The following is an 18,030-nucleotide window of genomic DNA, read 5'->3' as shown; positions in this document are numbered from 1 at the left end:
GGTGAAAGCGCCATGAGCCGCGATGCAAGCTTTGAAGATGGAGCCGAGCGCCCGCTGAACCTTGGGGCGATGGATACGGACGACCTGAAGGTGATTTCGGCTCTTGTGCAGGACGCTGTCTTTCCGGTCACCGAGATGAAATATGACAGCAAGGCGCGCCGCTTTGCCTTGCTCGTCAATCGGTTCCGCTGGGAAGATAAATCCCGAGCCCGCCATGCTCCTGAGCGGGTGCAGGCGTTGCTCGCGTTTGACACTGTGTTGGGTGTGGCCACACAGGGGCTTGAACGGGACGATAAGGAAACGGTTCTGTCGCTCCTTACGATGGAGTGGGAGGCGGGCGAGACTCCTTCAGGCATGCTTGTTCTGACGCTCGCGGGCGACGGCGCGATCCGTCTTGATTGTGAAGCGCTTGAAGTCACACTCAAGGATGTGACGCGGCCTTATGTGGCTCCGTCAAAGAAAACCCCAAGCCACGAGAGCTGACTGCGACACATCTGGCGCTTGAGGGCGGTGGTATCTGGGGCTAAGACGGGCGCAAGCCTTGGAAGGATGACCCATGCCACAGTTTCTTGACGCGACAACGCCAGACTTTGAAGAGCAGTTTGCCGCCCTTTTGGGGGCGAAACGTGAGGACAGCCCTGATGTGGACGCGGCTGTTGCCGAGATTATTGCGGATGTGCGCGCGCGCGGAGATGCGGCCGTTATTGAGCTCACCGAACGCTTTGATCGTCTGACGCTGACGCCTGAAACTCTGCGCTTTGCGCCTGAGGAGATTGAGGCGTTGATTGCAGAGGTTCCCCAGCATGAGCGAGAGGCACTGGAGCTTGCGGCTGAGCGCATCCGCGCCTACCACGCGCGCCAGATGCCTGAAGATGCGAGCTGGGTGGACGAAAGTGGTGCAACACTTGGTTGGCGCTGGACGCCCGTGAGCGCAGCCGGCCTGTATGTGCCGGGGGGGCTGGCGTCTTACCCCTCGTCTGTCTTGATGAACGCGATCCCCGCGAAAGTGGCGGGGGTTGAGCGGCTGGCGATCACTGTTCCCACACCTGACGGGGTGGCCAATCCGCTCGTTTTGCTTGCCGCCCGGCTCGCTGGCGTCGATGAAATTTATCGTATCGGTGGGGCGCAGGCTGTTGCGGCGCTGGCGTACGGAACCACGAGCATAGCGTCTGTTGATAAGATTACGGGGCCTGGCAACGCCTTTGTTGCGGCGGCCAAGCGGCGGGTTTTTGGCAAGGTCGGCATTGATATGATCGCAGGACCCAGCGAGATTTTGGTGATTGCCGACGGGGACAACGACCCTGACTGGATTGCGCTGGATATGCTTTCACAGGCCGAGCACGACGAGAGTGCTCAATCGATCCTTATCACCACTGACCGTGCTATGGCGAAGGCTGTGGAGGCGGCAATCGAGCGGCATTTGCTCACGCTGGAGCGGCGCGAAATTGCGGGTAAGAGCTGGCGCGATTACGGCGCGGTCATTCTTGTGCCTGATCTTGACGTTGCGGCCGCGCTTTCCAACCGTATTGCGCCCGAGCATCTGGAGCTTTGTGTGGCGGACCCTGATGGGCTGAGTGAGCAGATTACCCATGCGGGAGCAATCTTCCTTGGCGCTTGGACGCCTGAAGCGATTGGTGATTATGTCGGTGGGCCGAACCATGTCTTGCCGACTGCGCGCTCGGCGCGGTTCTCTTCTGGTCTGTCGGTGATGGATTTTGTAAAACGCACAACGCTGGCGAAAATGACCCCTGCCGCTTTGCGTGCGATCGGACCTGCGGCGGAAACGCTGGCGATATCTGAAAGCCTTGAAGCGCACGGTCTCAGTGTTCGGGCGCGATTGAATCATTTGAACGAACTCTGAGCGCGCGGCAGTTTGGGTTGCGCTTTGGCTGCGCCAAATCGCCCGGGCGAGGGGGGCTTAGCCCCCCTCGCGCTCCCCCCAGGATATTTAGAGAAAGAAAAAGGGTCTGGCGGCAGCTTTTTGCGCTGTTTGTCGCATGCTTGTCGTTGCAATCGGTGGGGTGCGCGCTAGATTTGGTGAAACGCGCGGGCCTGCGCGTGGGGACGTTAAGTGAAGTGGAAGGCGCATGATGATGTCGCGGATTTCTCACATTGAGCTGGATGACAGCAACCTGCCGCCGCCGACGCCGGAGATCGAGCAGGAGCGGAAGGTGGCAATCTATGATTTGCTGGAAGAAAATGTCTTCACGCTGCCCAAGCGCGACGAGCGTGCTGTCCCAGAAGGGCCCTACCATGTGGGGCTTTCGATCCGTGACAAGCGGCTTGTCTTTGATGTTTTGACCGAGGCTGAGGATAAGGCGGCGGAGTTTCATCTCTCGCTGTCGCCATTTCGCCAGGTTGTGAAAGACTATTGGCAGATTTGCGAGAGCTATTTTGACGCCGTAAAGACGATGCCACCCAGTCAGATTGAAACGATCGATATGGCGCGGCGCGGCATTCACAATGAGGGCGCGCGCATCTTGGCGGAACGTCTTGAGGGCAAAGCCGAAGTCGACAATGACACGGCGCGGCGGCTTTTTACACTCGTCTGCGTTCTACATTTCGGGGGCTAGGGTTTGGGGAATAAGCTTCCGCAATCGGTGTTGTTTTGCTGCGATCATAATGCAGTGCGCTCGCCTATGGCGGAAGGCTTGATGAAGAAGTTTTACGGCTCGGGCACATATGTCCAATCCGCAGGCGTGCGCAATGATCTGGAGATTGACGGGTTTTGCGTAGCGGTTTGCGAGGAGCTCGGGGTGGAAATTTCACGCCATCGCTCGCGCAGCTTTGAAGAGATGGAAGAGATGGGCGAGGTGCTCAGCTCTTTTGATGTGGTGGTGGCTTTGTCGCCAACGAGCCGCAATCTGGCCGAGAGCCTGACCAAGGGCTTTCATACCGATCTTGAGTATTGGCCGATCATGGACCCTACTGCCAAGGGCGAAGGACGTGAGGCCAAGCTGGCCGCGTATCGCGAGGCGCGTGACCAGATTATCGCTCAGATTACGGCGCATTGGGGTGCGCCTCAGGAGGGCACATGAGCAAAACTGTTGAAGCCTATTTCGCCGCGTTTAACGCGGGCGACACCGAGGGGATGCTGGCATGTCTCGCGGACGACGTGGCGCATCATGTGAACGAGGGGCAGGTGCGGCGCGGCAAGGCGCTGTTTGCCGAGTTTTGCGCGCATATGAACCGCTGCTACCAAGAAGAGCTGACCGATATGGTGGTATTTGAGGCAGAAGGCGGCACTCGGGCTGCAGCGGAATATATTGTAAACGGCACCTATCTTGCCACAGACAGCGGCTTGCCCGAGGCCAATGGACAAAGCTATCGCTTGCCTGCGGGGTCTTTTTTTAGCCTTGAGGGCGATAAGATCAGCCGTGTTGTGACCTATTACAACCTCGCCGACTGGGTGGCGCAAGTGAGCCACTGATGCGGGTTGAGGTGCTGACAGGCGACGCCCTTGAGTGCGCGCTTGATGATGTGGCGCGGCTCAGGATCGAGGTGTTTCGGGCCTATCCCTATTTGTATGATGGCGATTTTGCCTATGAGCGGCGGTATCTGGAGCCTTATCGCGCGAACCGCGAGGCTGTTGTCGTGGGGGCGTTTGACGGTGCGCGGCTTGTGGGCGCGGCCACCGGGATGCCGCTTGCGGCGCATGCCGATGATTTTGCGGCCGCGTTTGCAGACAGCGAAATTGATCTCGGGGACGTGTTCTACTGTGCGGAGTCGGTTCTGTTGCCCGAGTTTCGCGGGCGTGGGATGGGCCACGCTTTCTTTGATGTGCGCGAAGCTCATGCGCGAGAGCTGGGCTTTGGCAAAGCCGCCTTTTGCGCGGTTGTGCGGGGGGATCACCCTTTGAAGCCTGAGGGCTACCGCCCGCTTGATGCCTTCTGGCGCGGGCGGGGGTATAAGCCGCTTGAAGGCGCTGTTGCGCAGTTTGGCTGGCGGGATATTTGTGAGGACATGGAGAGCCTTAAGCCGCTACAATTCTGGATGTGCGCGCTCTAGGGGCTGATTTCTTGGAGCAAAGCCTCCATCGCGCTCTCCAGATCGGTCAAGACCTCCGCGTCAGCGCGGCCTCTGTTGGGCTCGTCATGCGCGCTTATTCTTGCGCCGGCCGAAAGGCGCGTCCAGACTGAGCAATAACGATAAGCTGTTTTGGCGCGGCAGACCGCGCCATTGTCCGCGTCGCCGCGTGTCAGCGCGCCGTCTTGAAGCGCGATTTCGGGGAGATTGTTGATGTCGTGATACGGCCCGCCATACATGTCATTCGTAAAGTGAGAGTCGAGCAAAATCATGATGCGCCGATCTCCGGGGAAGTGTGTGGTGATGCTCTGAAAAGGTTCGCTCGTGGCCCAGAGCTCTGTGATGGCAATCGGCTTTATGCCGTTCTGGCTCAGCTTACACAGGCTCTGCAGGTCTGATTTATGGTCACGATGCTGGCTGTAATAGAACTGGCGCTTGTCTTTCGGATCGCTTTGCACGACCCGCACCATAACTTCTCTCGAGCGAGGCACGGCAAAGCTATGCGGCCCGAGCGTGAGCAAGAGCGGGCCTTCAGAACAGGCCGAGCGTGGAACGGTTTGAGAGATAACGGCCGCGCCTGCGACGGCCACTGCGGGAAGAACGGCGAGCAGGTATCTGAACGCCTGCCAGCGCGGCAGCCACCATTTGAAGGCGTAGTGAAGCGCAACGGACCAACCTGCGGCACAGACTAGCAGAAAGGCCAGAAGCCCGATCGCAAGGATCTGGGCGAAGGCGTTCCAACCCACTTTGGAGTAGGGCAAGAGCAAAACGGCCAATGCGAGGAGCAGACCGAACGGCAGAAAAAGAAGCCAGCGTCTTCGGGGGACCCCAAGAAAGAAAACTGCGCAAGTGGCAAAGAAGGCGGCAAAGCCGCAGATGTAGAGCGCTTCGGAACTGATGGGAAACATGGGCTGACCTGTCTTTCCGCGAGTTTAGCCGATGTCGCGCGGAGGTGACAACGCACAAAAAAACCGCGGCAACTCTGGGCTGCCGCGGCTTATGGTTTCAGCTCATAAAAGCTTACATGCCGTTCTCTTTGATCAGCGACTTGGCTTGATCAAGCAAAGCTTGGCCATCAAAGCCTTTGCTGTTCATGTCTTCGACCCAGCTTGTAGCAACGCCGCTTGAAGCTTCTTTCCACTCTGCGACTTGCGCGTCTGTCAGGGTGATGATGTTGTTGCCATTGGCGGCTGCAGCTTCACGGCCACCTGCGTCAGCGCCTTGCATCAGCTTGCCTGCGAGGGCTGAAAGATCGGCGCCTGACTGGCTGTCGAGCGCGGCTTTGAGCTCGTCTGAGAGGCCTTCATACTTCTGCTTGTTCATCGCGAAGACGAAAGCAGTTGTGTAGAGCGCCTCTGTGCCGAATTCTGTGTGGTTTCCGACAAGCTCTGGGACTTTCAAAGCAGCTGTGACTTCCCATGGGATCACTGTCGCGTCGATCACGCCTTTGGAGAGGGCTTCAGGAATAGCTGGCACAGGCATCCCAACAGGTGTTGCGCCGAGGCCCGAGACCATCTGGTTGATGACGCGTGTGGGCGCGCGCAGCTTGACGCCGTTGAGGTCTGCTACGCTTGTGATTGGTTTGTTGGAGTGGATAAGGCCTGGGCCGTGGACGAATGTCGCGAGGATTTTAAAATCCTTGAGGTCCGTGTCGAACATATTGGCTTCGGCGAAGTGCCAGAAGGCGCGTGATGTGGCCTCGGCGTTGTTCATCATGAAGGGAAGTTCAAAGACTTCGGCCTGCGGGAAGCGGCCTGGTGTGTAGCCGAGAACTGTCCAGACGATATCTGCAACGCCGTCCTGCACCTGACCGATGAGCTCTGGTGGCTTGCCGCCGAGCTGCATGGAGGGGAAGTGGTCAATCTTGATCTTACCACCTGAGGCTTCTTCGACACGCTGAATCCAAGGGTCGATGATCAGCTTTGGCACGTTGGCTTGTTGTGGCAGGAACTGGTGGAACTTCAGTGTGACGTCTTGCGCCTGTGCGGACGCTCCTGTCATTGCGAGGGCTGCGGCAACGGCAAACCCTTTGAGTGCGTTTTTCATAAGTGACATGTTTTTACTCCCTTTTTTGACACGTCTGGTTGGCCCAGAGATTCGAGCTTCAGGCTTCGAAATCAGGCTGGTTCTTTGGCGCAGCTTTGTCAAACGCTGAGAGCGACTGACAAGCGGCGTATACGGCGGAAATATGCGGTAGATCGGCATAAGGAATGCCAAAACGCTCTGCGGAAAAGACCTGTGGCACGAGGCAGATATCGGCAAGGCCGGGTGTATCACCAAAGCAAAATTCGCTCTGCTCGTCGCGCTGGGCAAGGAGGCCTTCGCAGGCTTCAAGCCCGTCGCGCAGCCAGCGTACGAGCCACGCGTCTTTGGCGGCTTCGTCTAGGCCGAGATCACCTGTCAGGTATTTGAGAACCCTTAGGTTTTGCAGCGGGTGTACCTCACAGGCGATGACTTGTGCGAAGCCGCGTTCTTTGGCGCGTGTCACAAGGTTTTTGGACAGAATCGGCGTATTTGGATGCGTTTCGTCTAGCCATTCGAGAATGGCCAGAGACTGTATCAGAACATCGCCTTCATCCGTCACGAGCGCGGGAAGAAGCCCTTGTGGATTAAGTGCTTTGAAAGCAGGTTCATGCTGTGCGCCGTTTTTGAGGTGCACAGGTTGGAAGTGCGGTTCAACGCCCTTCAGGTTGAACGCGATGCGGCAGCGATAAGAACTCGAACTGCGAAAGTATCCGTAGAATTCCATAACGTGTTACGCCTCCCAATTTATTTTAGATAAATATGTAACATGTATGTCAAAGGCAACAAAATTGTTTCATCGCTTTTACCCCTCTCACGAGTGCTCTAGCTTTGATCTATGTGTGGACGTATTGCAGTTGGCCTTCCAAGCGATTCAATGGCAAAGCTCTTTTCGGCTTTGCCAGCCAACAGTTTGCCTGCAGTTCCAAACTACAATATTTGCCCGACCGATCCAGTGCATGTGGTGCGCATGAGCGGTGAGGGGCGCGCCTTGGTTGGCATGCGCTGGGGGTTTATTCCAACGTGGTACAAGGCTACGAATGCGGGGCCTCTGCTGATCAATGCAAGGGCTGAGACACTGGCGGATAAGCCCGCTTTTAAAAGTGCAGCGCGGGCGCGGCGCTGTATCATCCCTGCGAGTGGATATTACGAATGGGCTTCGGCGAGCGGTGTGAAACTTCCTTGGTACTATGTGCGCCGCGACAGTGATCCAATGGCATTGGCCGGGATCTGGCAGGAGTGGGAAAGCGATGACGGGCCGATCGCAACCTGCGCGATGGTGACGATCGCGTCAAACGAGCTGACGGGACGGGTGCACCACAGGATGCCAGTGATTCTGGAACGCGAGGATTGGGGCAAATGGCTTGGCGAAGAAGGGCAGGGTGCGGCTCGGCTGATGCTACCTGCAGAGGAAGATGTGCTCATCACCCATCGGGTCAGCCGCATGATCAATAGCAACCGTTCAGAGGGGTCTGAGCTGATAGAACCGTGGGAGGGCGACGAGGGCGCTTGACGCTCCCGCAAGCAGCCGATATTGCTGCCATCGAAGCGGGCGTTGTGTAGTGGTAAGACCTTAGCCTTCCAAGCTAATGACGCGGGTTCGATTCCCGCCGCCCGCTCCAAATCATCTTACATCGCCACAGTTGAATGCTTGACGGCCCTGCCTTGGACCTTCAAAAAGCGCTAGACTTGAAAGGCGCGTAAAAGATGGCACGAACAACAGTAAAAGGTGGCGAAGAGCGCGCGGGCACGAAGGACGTGGCTGCGTTAAAGGCGTTGATGCCATTTATGGCGCCTTACCGTGGACTAGTTGTTGCGGCTATTCTGGCGCTGATGCTGACGGCGGCGCTCTCGCTCACTTTGCCGCTGGCTGTGCGCCGTGTGATTGACAACTTCAGCACCGAAAATGTCGAGATACTGGATCTTTATTTTGTCGCGGCGATCGGCGTCGCTGCTCTTCTCGCTCTGGGCACGGGGCTACGCTATGCGCTTGTCACTCGGCTGGGAGAGCGCGTTGTGGCCGATATCCGCAAAGCTGTGTTTGATCGCGTGATCGGGCTGTCGCCGAGCTTTTATGAGACCGTGATGACAGGCGAAATCCTGAGCCGCATCACAACGGATACCACCTTGATCCAATCGGTGATTGGCTCGTCGGTTTCGGTGGCGCTGCGCAATGTGCTGATATTCTTGGGCGGAATGATTCTGATGCTCTTCACAAGCGCCAAGCTCACGGGGCTTGTGTTGTTGATCGTGCCGCTCGTGGTTGTGCCGATTCTGACGCTGGGCCGGCGCTTGCGTGTGCTGAGCCGCGAAAACCAAGACTGGATTGCGGCCTCATCGGGGCAGGCGGCAGAAACTCTGAGCGCGGTTCAGACGGTCCAGAGCTTTGCGCAGGAAAGCGTGGCACGGCGGGACTTTTCTAACGTGACAGAGAAGAGTTTTGAGGTGGCGAAGCAGCGTATCACAGTGCGCTCGATTATGACCGTCGCGGTGATGTTTTTGGTCTTTGCTGGCGTTGTCGGGGTTCTCTGGATCGGGACGCGGGATGTGCGTGCGGATCAGATGAGCTCGGGTGCGTTGGTGCAGTTTGTGATTTATGCAATCATGGTTGCCGGTGCGGTTGCTGCGCTTTCGGAAATCTGGGGCGAGTTGCAGCGCGCGGCTGGCGCGACAGAGCGGCTTGTGGAGCTTTTGAATGCCACAGATAAAGTGAATGATCCCGCTGCGCCCAAGGATTGCCCTGCGCCTTTGAAGGGCGATGTCCGCTTTGAGAGTGTCAGCTTTGCCTATCCGTCGCGGCCTGATCGTCAGGCGCTGGATGCGGTGAGCCTTGCTGTGAAACCAGGTGAGACCGTTGCTTTTGTTGGCCCGTCAGGGGCTGGCAAAACCACTGTAATGCAAATGATCCAGCGGTTTTATGATCCACAGGAGGGGGCGATCAAGCTCGACGGTGTGGACCTGCGCGAGATGCATCGGGAAGATTTCCGCAGCCAGATCGCTGTGGTGCCGCAAGACCCTGTGATCTTCTCGGGCAGCGCGCGCGACAACATTCGCTTTGGCCGCCCAGAGGCAAGCGATGCTGAGGTTGAGGCGGCCGCCAAGGCTGCGGCGGCACACGAGTTTATCGAGGGCCTGAGCGAGGGCTATGACACCAAGCTTGGCGAGCGCGGCGTGATGCTCTCGGGGGGGCAGAAGCAACGCGTAGCGATTGCACGGGCGATTTTGCGGGATGCGCCTGTGCTGCTGTTGGATGAGGCCACATCGGCTCTTGATGCAGAGAGCGAACGCGCTGTGCAGGAGGCTGTTGAGCATCTCTCAAAGAACCGCACCACATTGATCGTGGCGCACCGTTTGGCGACAGTCAAAAAAGCAGACCGTATCGTTGTGATGCAGGACGGAGCGGTTGTGGCTGAGGGTACGCATGATGCGCTTGTCGCGGAAAACGGGCTCTATGCGCGACTGGCGCGGCTTCAGTTTACGGATGGGGCCGAGGCGGCGTGATTTCCCCCTTGCAGGGGGCGCGCTGATCGCCCAAAGTCTGGTTTGTATATGAGTAAAGGAGGGCCAGATGGGTCTTTTCAGTTTTTTCAAGCGCTCGGGCAAACGCCTCAAGAGTGAAGAACCAACCGCCGATGATTTGAAGAAAGAAGTTGCGGATCTCGGGCTTGATGCCGAGGGCCTCGACATCGTGATTGAAGGCGACAAAGTCAAAGTCACGGGGAACGCTGTTTCTGAGGAAATGCGCGAAAAAGTAATCCTCGCTGTTGGCAATGTTGATGGCGTGGCCGAACTCGAAGACGACGCGGGCGAAGCCAATTTCCACACCGTTGAAAAGGGCGATACGCTCTGGGCTGTCTCTGAAAAGGCGCTGGGCAAAGGCTCACGCTATATGGAGATTTTTGAAGCCAACAAGCCAATGCTTTCGGATCCAGACAAGATTTACCCAGGTCAGGTGCTGCGCATCCCCCAGGACTGAAGCTTTCGTAAAGCACCACAAAATTAAGGGCCTCTGCAAGATATGTGGGGGCCCTTGGCATGTCTGGCTTGCACTTTTGGTATGTTCTGGCCACTGTCGGGGGCAAGCTGAAAAGGACGCATCATGGCGCAGACCATCTTTGTTTTGAACGGACCCAACCTCAACCTGCTGGGGAAGCGGGAGCCTGAAATCTATGGCTCTGATACGCTCGCAGATGTGGAGGCTATGTGCCGCAAAGCCGCGCCAAACGCAGTTGTCGACTTTCGTCAAAGCAACCATGAAGGCGTACTTGTGGACTGGATCCAAGAGGCGCGTGATGCGGCGAGTGCGATAGTGATCAACCCTGCGGCCTATACGCATACGTCTGTGGCAATCCTAGACGCGCTCAGCGCTTTTGACGGGCCTGTCGTTGAGGTCCATATCTCGGATGTGCACAAGCGGGAGGCGTTTCGCCATCATTCTTACGTCAGTTTGCGAGCTGATCATGTGATCGTTGGTCATGGTGTGGCGGGATATGTTGAAGGGCTGGAGTGGGCCTTGGGGCAGCTTTAGACGCTTGATTTTTCTCAGGTTTTGGTAAGTCTAGCAGGCTTTGCTTAGGCAAATCCTAGGGCTGCGTTTTGAATGGTTAACGCTGCTTTTGGCCGCCAGATTGAGGGGGGTGAAAAGCGTGCACAACCCGTACACCGCCTGAATGGCGATTTTGGTAAGAGAAAATTAGGTAACGTTGCGTGCGGTGGGGAGACGGCAGGTATGTCGGGTGCGCAGAGACTGCACACCCTATGGGCTCAATTGCCAAGAATGCCGGGCAGGCGGAGCTTGTTGACGCGGGCGCAGTCGAGCGCCTCCTCATATCCTGCATCGGCGTGACGCCAGACGCCCGAGGCGGGGTCATTCCAGAGGACACGTTCGAGGCGCTTGGCGGCTTCGGGTGTTCCGTCTGCGCAGATGACCACGCCCGAGTGCTGGCTAAAACCCATACCGACGCCGCCACCATGGTGCAGTGACACCCATGTCGCGCCTGAAGCCGTGTTGACCAGTGCGTTGAGAAGTGGCCAGTCCGACACCGCATCTGAGCCGTCTTTCATGGCTTCGGTTTCGCGGTTGGGCGAGGCAACAGAGCCTGAATCAAGATGATCGCGGCCGATCACGACGGGGGCCTTCAGCTCGCCAGAGGCGACCATTTCATTAAACGCGAGGCCGGCTTTGTGGCGGTCTCCCAGACCGATCCAGCAGATACGCGCGGGAAGCCCTTGGAAGGCGATACGCTCGCGCGCCATGTCGAGCCAGTTGTGCAGATGCTCGTTTTCTGGAAAGAGCTCTTTCATCTTCTGATCGGTTTTGTAGATATCTTCCGGGTCGCCCGACAGGGCCACCCAGCGGAACGGGCCAATGCCACGGCAAAAGAGCGGGCGAATATAGGCAGGGACGAAGCCCGGGAAGGCGAAGGCGTTTTCCAGTCCCTCGTCTTGGGCGACCTGGCGGATGTTGTTGCCGTAATCGAGCGTCGGGATGCCATCGTTCCAGAAATCGACCATGGCTTTGACATGCACTTTCATGCTTGCGCGGGCGGCGGCTTCGACTTCTTTGGGCGCTGTTTCCTGTTTTGTCTTCCATTCGGCCATGGTCCAGCCTTGGGGTAGATAGCCGTGGAGCGGGTCATGCGCGCTTGTCTGGTCGGTGACGATATCGGGGCGAATGCCGCGCGCGTGAATTTCGGCAAAGACATCGGCCGCGTTGCCGAGGAGGCCGACAGACTTGGCCTCGCCCGCCGCTGTCCAGCGGGTGATCATTGCCATCGCCTCATCAAGCGTTTCGGCGCGCTCGTCGAGGTATCTGGTGCGCAGGCGGAAGTCGATGCTGTCGGGGTTGCACTCGACCGCGAGGCAGCATGCGCCTGCGAAGACAGCGGCGAGCGGCTGTGCGCCGCCCATGCCGCCGAGGCCGCCTGTGAGAATCCATTTGCCTTTGAGCGAGCCGCCATAGTGCTGGCGGCCTGCTTCGGCAAAGGTTTCGTATGTGCCTTGGACGATGCCTTGGGTTCCGATGTAGATCCATGAGCCCGCTGTCATCTGGCCATACATCATGAGGCCCTTTTTATCGAGCTCGTTGAAGTGATCCCAATTGGCCCAATGCGGAACAAGATTGGAGTTGGCGATGAGGACGCGGGGGGCGTCTGCGTGTGTCTTCACAATCGCCACGGGTTTGCCTGACTGCACGATCAGGGTTTCGTCTGCCTCAAGGTCTTTGAGCGAGGCGCAGATCGTGTCAAAATCATCCCAAGTGCGTGCGGCGCGGCCAATGCCACCATAGACGACAAGCTCGTGAGGGTTTTCTGCCACATCGGGGTGCAGGTTGTTCATGAGCATGCGCAGGGGCGCTTCTGTGAGCCAGCTCTTGGCGTTCAGCTTGGGGCCCGTGGGCGGAAAGATATCGCGGGTGTTTTTGCGCGGGTTGCTCATGTGGGGCTCCAGTTTTGCAGCGATGTGAGAATTTGTTTGAGGGGCACGCGCAGGCGCGCTGCCTTGGCAGTGTCATAGCCGAAGGGGGCGCGTTCTGTGGCGAGGTGGGTGGATTGGGCCAGCTCCATCTGGATGGCGTGCCAGCCTTCACTTGGGCGGCCATAGTGGCGGGTGGTGTATCCGCCTTTGAAGCGGCCGTTGAGGACTTTGGTGTAGGACGTGGCGGCGCAGGCGGTGTGGACCATGCTTTGGATGCTTGGGGCGCAGGTTTGCCCCATATTCGTGCCGATGTTGAAATCAGGCAATGTCCCGCCAAAGAGAAAGGGGATGTGAGAACGGATCGAGTGGCAATCATAGAGGATTGCGAAGCCGTGGAGGCTTGCGATGCGCGCCATCTCGGCTTCAAGGGCGGCGTGGTAAGGCGCGTGGAAGGCGACACGGCGGCGCTCGATCTCAGCTTGGTCGGGCGTCGCACCCTCAAGGTAGATGGGCATGCCGTCAAAGTCTGTTGTGGGGCAGAGGGTCGTTGTGTTCTGGTCCGGATAGAGGGAGGCCCCTGCTGGATCGCGGTTGGTGTCGATCACGTAGCGGTGGATACGGGTACGTATGGTTGTGATGTCCTCCAGTAGCCCGTGATAGAGCGTATGAATGTGCCAGTCTGTATCAGCGAGGGCGCGGCCTCTCTCGTTGAGCTTTTCCGCCACGTCATCGGGCAGCTCTGTTCCCGTGTGGGGCAGACCAAGCAGGAGGGGGCTGTTGCCACGGCTGATCTCAAGGAAGCTCATGTGGCTTGGCCTGCAAAGATGCGCGCGTGGAGCGGGTTGATCCCGATGCCGTAGGAGAGCTCGGCGGGTGTCGCCACATTCCAGATCGCGAGATCGGCGCGTTTGCCTGCGGCGAGAGTGCCGCTGTCTGCGAGGCCGAGCGCTTGGGCGGCGTTGCGGGTTGTGCCTGCGAGTGCCTCGGCGGGTGTGAGGTCGAATAGGGTGCAACCCATGTTCATGCTTAAGAGAAGCGAGCCGAGGGGGGATGAGCCGGGGTTCCAATCGGTCGCCAGAGCCATCGGGACCCCATGGGCGCGGAAGGCGGCAATGGGTGGTTTTTGGGTTTCGTGGAGCGTGTAGAACGCGCCCGGCAGGAGGACCGCGACTGTATTTGACTTGGCGAGGGCCGCCGCGTCCGCCTCGCTGGCGTATTCCACATGGTCGGCGGAGAGGGCGTTATACTTCGCGGCGAGCTGTGTGCCGCCGATGTTGCTGAGCTGTTCGGCGTGAAGTTTTATGGGCAGGCCGAGGGCTTTTGCGGCGTCAAACACGCGGGTCATTTGGGCGACGTCAAAGGCGATACCCTCACAGAAGCCATCGACCATATCGACAAGGCCTTCGGCGTGAGCAGCTTTGAGCGCGGGGATGCAGACGTCATCGATATAGGTATCGGCGTTGGCGCCTTTGGGGACAGCGTGGGCGCCGAGAAAGCTTGTTAAGACCCTTACGGGGCGATGTATGGCGATCTGGCGGGCGGTGCGGAGCATTTTGAGTTCGGTGTCGATGTCGAGGCCGTAGCCTGACTTGACTTCGATGGTGCTGACGCCCTCCGCGATCAGGGCATCGACGCGAATGAGCGCCGCTTTGAGGAGGTCGGTCTCGCTGGCGTCACGCGTGGCTGTGACGGTTGAGACTATGCCGCCGCCAGCGCGGGCGATATCTTCGTAGCGCGCGCCTTGAAGGCGCATCTCAAATTCAAGCGCTCGGTTGCCACCGTGGACGATATGAGTGTGGCAATCGATCAGCGCTGGGGTGATCAGGCGGCCTGCAAGATTTGTGCTGGATACGCTGGCGTATGGTTTGGGGAGGTCTGCCATCGGGCCGAGCCACGCAATTTTTCCGCCTGCGGTGACAAGAGCGGCGTTTGGTATGAGGCCATAGTCGCCTGCTTCTGGCTTCATCGTGGCGAGAGTGGCCTCTTTGTAGACATGGGGCGCGGGCATGATGGCTCCTTGCATTGGCGGCGTATCTCATTAATATGTAGCTACATAAAAAGTCAACACCAGCTTTGGAGAGGCGCTCCTGTGACGGTTATTCATGCGAAACAAATGCTTACACCTGAGGGCTGGGCGCAGAACCGTGCTATTCATATTTGCCAGGATGGTAGAATCGCGGCGGTCACTGCGCAAGACGGAGCCTGTGACACTACGGTGGATTTGCTTTTGCCTGCGGCGGTGAACTTGCACAGCCACGCGTTTCAGCGGGCGATGTCGGGCCTGACCGAAATGCGCGGTCCTGACCCATCGGACAGCTTCTGGACATGGCGGCGCTTGATGTATCGCTACCTTGACCGCCTCACGCCCGAGGACATCGAGGCCATTGCAGCGCAGGTTTTCCTTGAGATGCTGGAGGCGGGCTACGCGGGCGTGGCCGAGTTTCATTACTTGCATCACGACGTTGCAGGCGCGGCCTATAGCAACCTTGGCGAGCTTTCCGAGCGCATAGTTGCAGCAGCGGAGCATGTCGGCATAGGCCTGACGCTTTTGCCTGTGCTGTATCAGTGGGGCGGCTGCGACAGCCGCGCGCTTCAGGGCGGGCAGCAGCGCTTTGGCAACACACCCGAAGGGTATTTGCGGTTGCATGAGGCAGCGGCGCAGGCTGTGCGCGGGAGCCATGGGGACTATGCAATCGGTGTTGCGCCTCATTCTTTGCGCGCGGTGGATGCGGCGGGGATGGGAGCGGCGCTCAGTACGGCAGGCAATGGGCCGATCCATATGCACTTGGCTGAGCAGGTGGCCGAAGTGAAGGAAGTAAAGGCCGCTTGGGGCGCGCGGCCTGTGGAGTGGCTGTTTGACAACCACGAGGTAGATGCGCACTGGTGTCTGATCCATGCGACGCAGATGAACGCGCGCGAGACAGAAATGCTTGCCAAGTCTGGTGCTGTTGCGGGGCTGTGCCCGATTACGGAATCAAGCCTTGGAGACGGGATATTCAACGGTGTCGAGTATCTTGGCTATGGGGGGCGGGTTGGCTTTGGCTCAGACAGCAATATTCACATTGCTTACTTTGACGAGCTGAGGACTCTGGAATACTCGCAGCGTTTGCGTGACCGCTCGCGCGCCGCGCTTGCCAATGCTGCGCACTCGACGGGTCGGGTCTTGATTGAGGCGGCTTCAAAAGGCGGTGCGCAGGCGGCGGCTCGGCAGAGCGGCGCGATTGTTGCGGGGCAGTGGGCAGATCTGGTCGGGATCAGCACTGACAACGCTTGGGTCTGCAACCGCACAGGGGATATTGCACTTGATAGCCTTATTTTTGGCGGGCACGGGCAGAAATGTGTTTCTGAGGTTTGGTCTGCGGGGCGACATGTTGTAAGAGGCGGTGAGCACGCAAAGCGGCGCGAAATCTCTGATCGGTTTCGGGCTGTTGTGGAACGGTTGGGGCAGGATATTTGACGCAGGTTTCAGAGACACGCACAGCACGGCGCAGCTGGCAGGACATTCGCGACGAAATCCACAGCCGCGTTTTGAGCCGTCGCTATAAGCCCGGCGACAAGCTGCCGCGCGATGAGGACATTGCTGAGGAGTTGGGCTGTGCGCGCTCCACAGTGCAGCGCGCGATGCAGGACCTGAACGATGCGGGGATTGTCGAGCGCAAACGCAAGGGCGGAACGCAGGTGCGCCCTGACCCTGTGACGCGGGCGACGTTGGATATTCCTATTACGCGGGTCGAGGTTGAGGCGCGGGGCGCGCGTTATGGCTATCAGATGCTGGCGCGGGGACACGAGACGACGCCCGCCCCTGTTGCGGCGGCGTTCGGACTTTCTGTGCCTGAGGAGATGCTGCACATTGAGGCGCTGCATCTGGCGGATGATGCGCCCTTTATTCTTGAGGACCGCTGGGTGAGCCTTGGGACCTGTCCCGAGATTGTGGATGTGGACCTGAGTGTGCAGAGCGCGAATGAATGGCTGGTCATGCATAAGCCTTATGACCGTATGGACCTGAGGTTTTATGCGGTGAATGCCAATGGCGAGATGGCTGTGCGGCTCAAAGTGAGCGAAGGGGCGGCGCTTCTTGTGATTGAGCGCAGCACGTGGATCGGCAAACGTCCGATCACCACTGTGCGCTCTGTGACGACGCCAGGATACCAGCTTTTGACAGGCAGCTAGCGCAGGCGCGCGGGCGAGGCGGCGGCGAGAAGGCTGTCGGGGTGTCCCGCTTTGGCCCCTGTGGCGAGAACGCGGGTGAGCGCGGCGAGTGCCGGGGCGGTTTGAACGCCGTAGCCGCCTTGGCCCGCCAGCCAGAAGAAGCCCTCGCTGGCCGCGACAAACCCGACAATTGGGCTTCTGTCTGGGGCAAAGCTGCGCAGGCCGGCCCATGTGTGGCTGGGCTTTACGAGTGGAATGTTGACCATCTGTTCAAAGCGGTAGAGCCCTTCGGCGAGGACCATATCATCAGGCCAAGCGTCATGTGGATCTACAGGGTCTTCATCGGCGGGGGAGATCATCAGGCGCTCGCCATCGGGTTTGGCATACCAGCCTTGGCCGTCTTCAGCGACCGAGCCGAAAAGTGGCCAGTGGGTCAGGGGCTGGCACTCGGGCGGTACGGCCATAAGCGCGGCTGAGCGGCGGGTGGGCTGAAGGCCGATGGGGGGCAGGCCTGCGAGTGCGCCGACATGATCGGCCCAGGCGCCTGCCGCGTTTATGAGTACGGGAGCTGCGACTGTGAGCCCGTCAACGCGGGCCTGCCAGAGGCCGCTCGCGCGGGCGAGCGCCGTGACGCGCGCGCCTTGGATCACTTGGCCGCGACGGGCTTTGAAGAGGCGATTACACAAGTGGTACAAGCAAGCTAGTGAATACACTTACTTCACCCTTGAGCCTCCAAAAGATACAGACATTGTGAAATGGGAAAGCAATGGTCGATTTACGACTTTGGACTGAAGGCCACACCAATGAAGATAGTCCACATTGCAGCAATACTCATCACCCTAGCTACCCAAGCCGTGTCTCACAGTGGTGGTTTAAACAAGCAGGGATGTCACGCAGGTTCTCAGCCCTTCCATTGTCATAGAGGCCCAGCAGTTGCTCCTAAGGCCTCCTCAAGCCCTACTATCTTCAGTGGAACGGTAACCCATGTCAGAGATGGAGATACAATTGAGGTGAATGGCGTAGCTGTGAGGCTGTCAGCCCTGGATTGCCCTGAGAACGATAAGAGGCAGGGACAGATAGCAACTAAATTGGCGAAGCAGTTCGTGGGACTACAGGCCATATGTGAACTCACTGGAGCCAAGACCTACGATAGGGTCGTGGGATACTGTTCTATCAATGGTTCTGATTTCGGTTTGTACATGATGCAGAACTCATCATGTAAGGTTTGGCTCAAGTATGACGTCTGGAATAGGTACTGAACATGGACAACCTAATTCACCCAGCCAATCAGCATAAACAAAGATGCCCTAGATGTCAGTCACCCCTGAACACAGTCGTTGTTCATGGGCACGAGCAATGCGTGGTATGTAAGTCGAACATATTCGAATGCTGCTCAGGGGATACATGTGAGACGGA

At 58.4% G+C, this 18,030-nt stretch carries 19 protein-coding genes and 1 tRNA gene; 13 read left to right on the top strand and 7 right to left on the bottom strand.

Annotated features, from left to right (window positions below):
• Positions 1–12: 12 nt before the first annotated feature.
• The 6 genes from P8O11_RS09215 (at position 13) to P8O11_RS09190 (ending at position 4,008) form a co-directional block, all read left to right on the top strand.
• The gene (locus P8O11_RS09215; protein ID WP_300293815.1) at positions 13–483 is read left to right on the top strand and encodes a DUF2948 family protein; all 471 of its coding nucleotides are present in this window, start codon (positions 13–15) and stop codon (positions 481–483) included.
• Between the two features lie 73 nt (positions 484–556).
• Positions 557–1,861, top strand: coding sequence for a histidinol dehydrogenase (gene hisD / locus P8O11_RS09210; protein WP_300293814.1), 1,305 nt, complete (start codon positions 557–559; stop codon positions 1,859–1,861).
• Positions 1,862–2,093: 232 nt separating this feature from the next.
• Positions 2,094–2,573 carry a UPF0262 family protein gene (locus P8O11_RS09205; RefSeq protein ID WP_300293813.1) on the top strand — a complete coding sequence of 160 codons (480 nt, stop codon included), beginning with the start codon at positions 2,094–2,096 and terminating at the stop codon, positions 2,571–2,573.
• Positions 2,574–2,639: 66 nt separating this feature from the next.
• The gene (locus tag P8O11_RS09200; RefSeq protein WP_245724441.1) at positions 2,640–3,038 is read left to right on the top strand and encodes a low molecular weight phosphatase family protein; all 399 of its coding nucleotides are present in this window, start codon (positions 2,640–2,642) and stop codon (positions 3,036–3,038) included.
• On the top strand, positions 3,035–3,430 hold the full coding sequence (locus P8O11_RS09195) for a ketosteroid isomerase-related protein (RefSeq protein WP_300293811.1): 396 nt from the start codon (positions 3,035–3,037) through the stop codon (positions 3,428–3,430). The genes P8O11_RS09200 and P8O11_RS09195 overlap by 4 nt, the downstream gene beginning before the upstream one ends.
• Positions 3,430–4,008 (top strand): GNAT family N-acetyltransferase, encoded by a 579-nt coding sequence (locus P8O11_RS09190; protein ID WP_300293810.1) that lies wholly within the window; start codon positions 3,430–3,432, stop codon positions 4,006–4,008. Before P8O11_RS09195 ends, P8O11_RS09190 begins: the two co-directional genes overlap by 1 nt.
• Here the strand turns inward: P8O11_RS09190 and P8O11_RS09185 are convergent.
• From P8O11_RS09185 to maiA, 3 genes are all read right to left on the bottom strand, one after another.
• A complete protein-coding gene (locus tag P8O11_RS09185) occupies positions 4,005–4,934 on the bottom strand; it encodes a hypothetical protein (RefSeq protein WP_300293809.1) in 930 nt (309 codons plus the stop codon). The two genes, P8O11_RS09190 and P8O11_RS09185, sit on opposite strands and share 4 nt — an antisense overlap.
• A gap of 112 nt (positions 4,935–5,046) precedes the next feature.
• Positions 5,047–6,081 (bottom strand): TRAP transporter substrate-binding protein, encoded by a 1,035-nt coding sequence (locus P8O11_RS09180; RefSeq protein WP_300293808.1) that lies wholly within the window; start codon positions 6,079–6,081, stop codon positions 5,047–5,049.
• Positions 6,082–6,130: 49 nt separating this feature from the next.
• Positions 6,131–6,775, bottom strand: coding sequence for a maleylacetoacetate isomerase (gene maiA, locus P8O11_RS09175; RefSeq protein WP_300293807.1), 645 nt, complete (start codon positions 6,773–6,775; stop codon positions 6,131–6,133).
• A 111-nt stretch (positions 6,776–6,886) separates the two neighbouring features.
• Between maiA and P8O11_RS09170 the strand changes: the two genes are divergently transcribed.
• The 5 genes from P8O11_RS09170 (at position 6,887) to aroQ (ending at position 10,576) form a co-directional block, all read left to right on the top strand.
• Positions 6,887–7,561 (top strand): SOS response-associated peptidase, encoded by a 675-nt coding sequence (locus tag P8O11_RS09170; protein ID WP_300293805.1) that lies wholly within the window; start codon positions 6,887–6,889, stop codon positions 7,559–7,561.
• Positions 7,562–7,596: 35 nt separating this feature from the next.
• Positions 7,597–7,670: transfer RNA gene (locus tag P8O11_RS09165), tRNA-Gly, on the top strand.
• 85 nt (positions 7,671–7,755) lie between these two features.
• Positions 7,756–9,549, top strand: coding sequence for an ABC transporter transmembrane domain-containing protein (locus tag P8O11_RS09160; RefSeq protein ID WP_300293804.1), 1,794 nt, complete (start codon positions 7,756–7,758; stop codon positions 9,547–9,549).
• A gap of 67 nt (positions 9,550–9,616) precedes the next feature.
• A complete protein-coding gene (lysM, locus tag P8O11_RS09155; RefSeq protein ID WP_300293803.1) occupies positions 9,617–10,024 on the top strand; it encodes a peptidoglycan-binding protein LysM in 408 nt (135 codons plus the stop codon).
• Positions 10,025–10,147: 123 nt separating this feature from the next.
• Entirely contained in the window at positions 10,148–10,576 is a 429-nt protein-coding gene (gene aroQ / locus P8O11_RS09150; RefSeq protein WP_089892115.1) for a type II 3-dehydroquinate dehydratase, read from the top strand.
• A 236-nt stretch (positions 10,577–10,812) separates the two neighbouring features.
• Here aroQ and hutU read toward each other — a convergent pair whose 3' ends face one another.
• Genes hutU through hutI form a run of 3 tightly spaced genes read right to left on the bottom strand, consistent with a single transcriptional unit; the run spans position 10,813 to position 14,473 of the window.
• Entirely contained in the window at positions 10,813–12,486 is a 1,674-nt protein-coding gene (hutU, locus tag P8O11_RS09145) for a urocanate hydratase (protein WP_300293802.1), read from the bottom strand.
• Positions 12,483–13,271, bottom strand: coding sequence for an N-formylglutamate deformylase (gene hutG / locus P8O11_RS09140; protein WP_300293801.1), 789 nt, complete (start codon positions 13,269–13,271; stop codon positions 12,483–12,485). The genes hutU and hutG overlap by 4 nt, the downstream gene beginning before the upstream one ends.
• Positions 13,268–14,473, bottom strand: a complete 1,206-nt coding sequence (gene hutI, locus P8O11_RS09135) for an imidazolonepropionase (protein WP_300293800.1) — start codon at positions 14,471–14,473, stop codon at positions 13,268–13,270. The genes hutG and hutI overlap by 4 nt, the downstream gene beginning before the upstream one ends.
• A gap of 81 nt (positions 14,474–14,554) precedes the next feature.
• Between hutI and P8O11_RS09130 the strand changes: the two genes are divergently transcribed.
• Together P8O11_RS09130 and P8O11_RS09125 are read left to right on the top strand one after the other, a co-directional pair.
• Positions 14,555–15,922: a formimidoylglutamate deiminase gene (locus P8O11_RS09130; protein ID WP_300293799.1), complete on the top strand. Its 1,368-nt coding sequence runs from the start codon at positions 14,555–14,557 to the stop codon at positions 15,920–15,922.
• On the top strand, positions 15,919–16,635 hold the full coding sequence (locus P8O11_RS09125) for a GntR family transcriptional regulator (protein ID WP_300293798.1): 717 nt from the start codon (positions 15,919–15,921) through the stop codon (positions 16,633–16,635). The genes P8O11_RS09130 and P8O11_RS09125 overlap by 4 nt, the downstream gene beginning before the upstream one ends.
• On the opposite strand, the gene P8O11_RS09120 is transcribed toward P8O11_RS09125, so the two are convergent.
• A complete protein-coding gene (locus tag P8O11_RS09120; protein ID WP_300293797.1) occupies positions 16,632–17,327 on the bottom strand; it encodes an FAD-binding oxidoreductase in 696 nt (231 codons plus the stop codon). The genes P8O11_RS09125 and P8O11_RS09120 overlap by 4 nt on opposite strands.
• Positions 17,328–18,030: the final 703 nt, after the last annotated feature.

The organism is Lentibacter sp. (assembly GCF_029254145.1).
Taxonomy (GTDB): Bacteria; Pseudomonadota; Alphaproteobacteria; order Rhodobacterales; family Rhodobacteraceae; genus Lentibacter.
The sequence above is the reverse complement of the archived record's forward strand: the minus strand, read 5'-3'. Positions and strand labels throughout refer to the sequence as shown.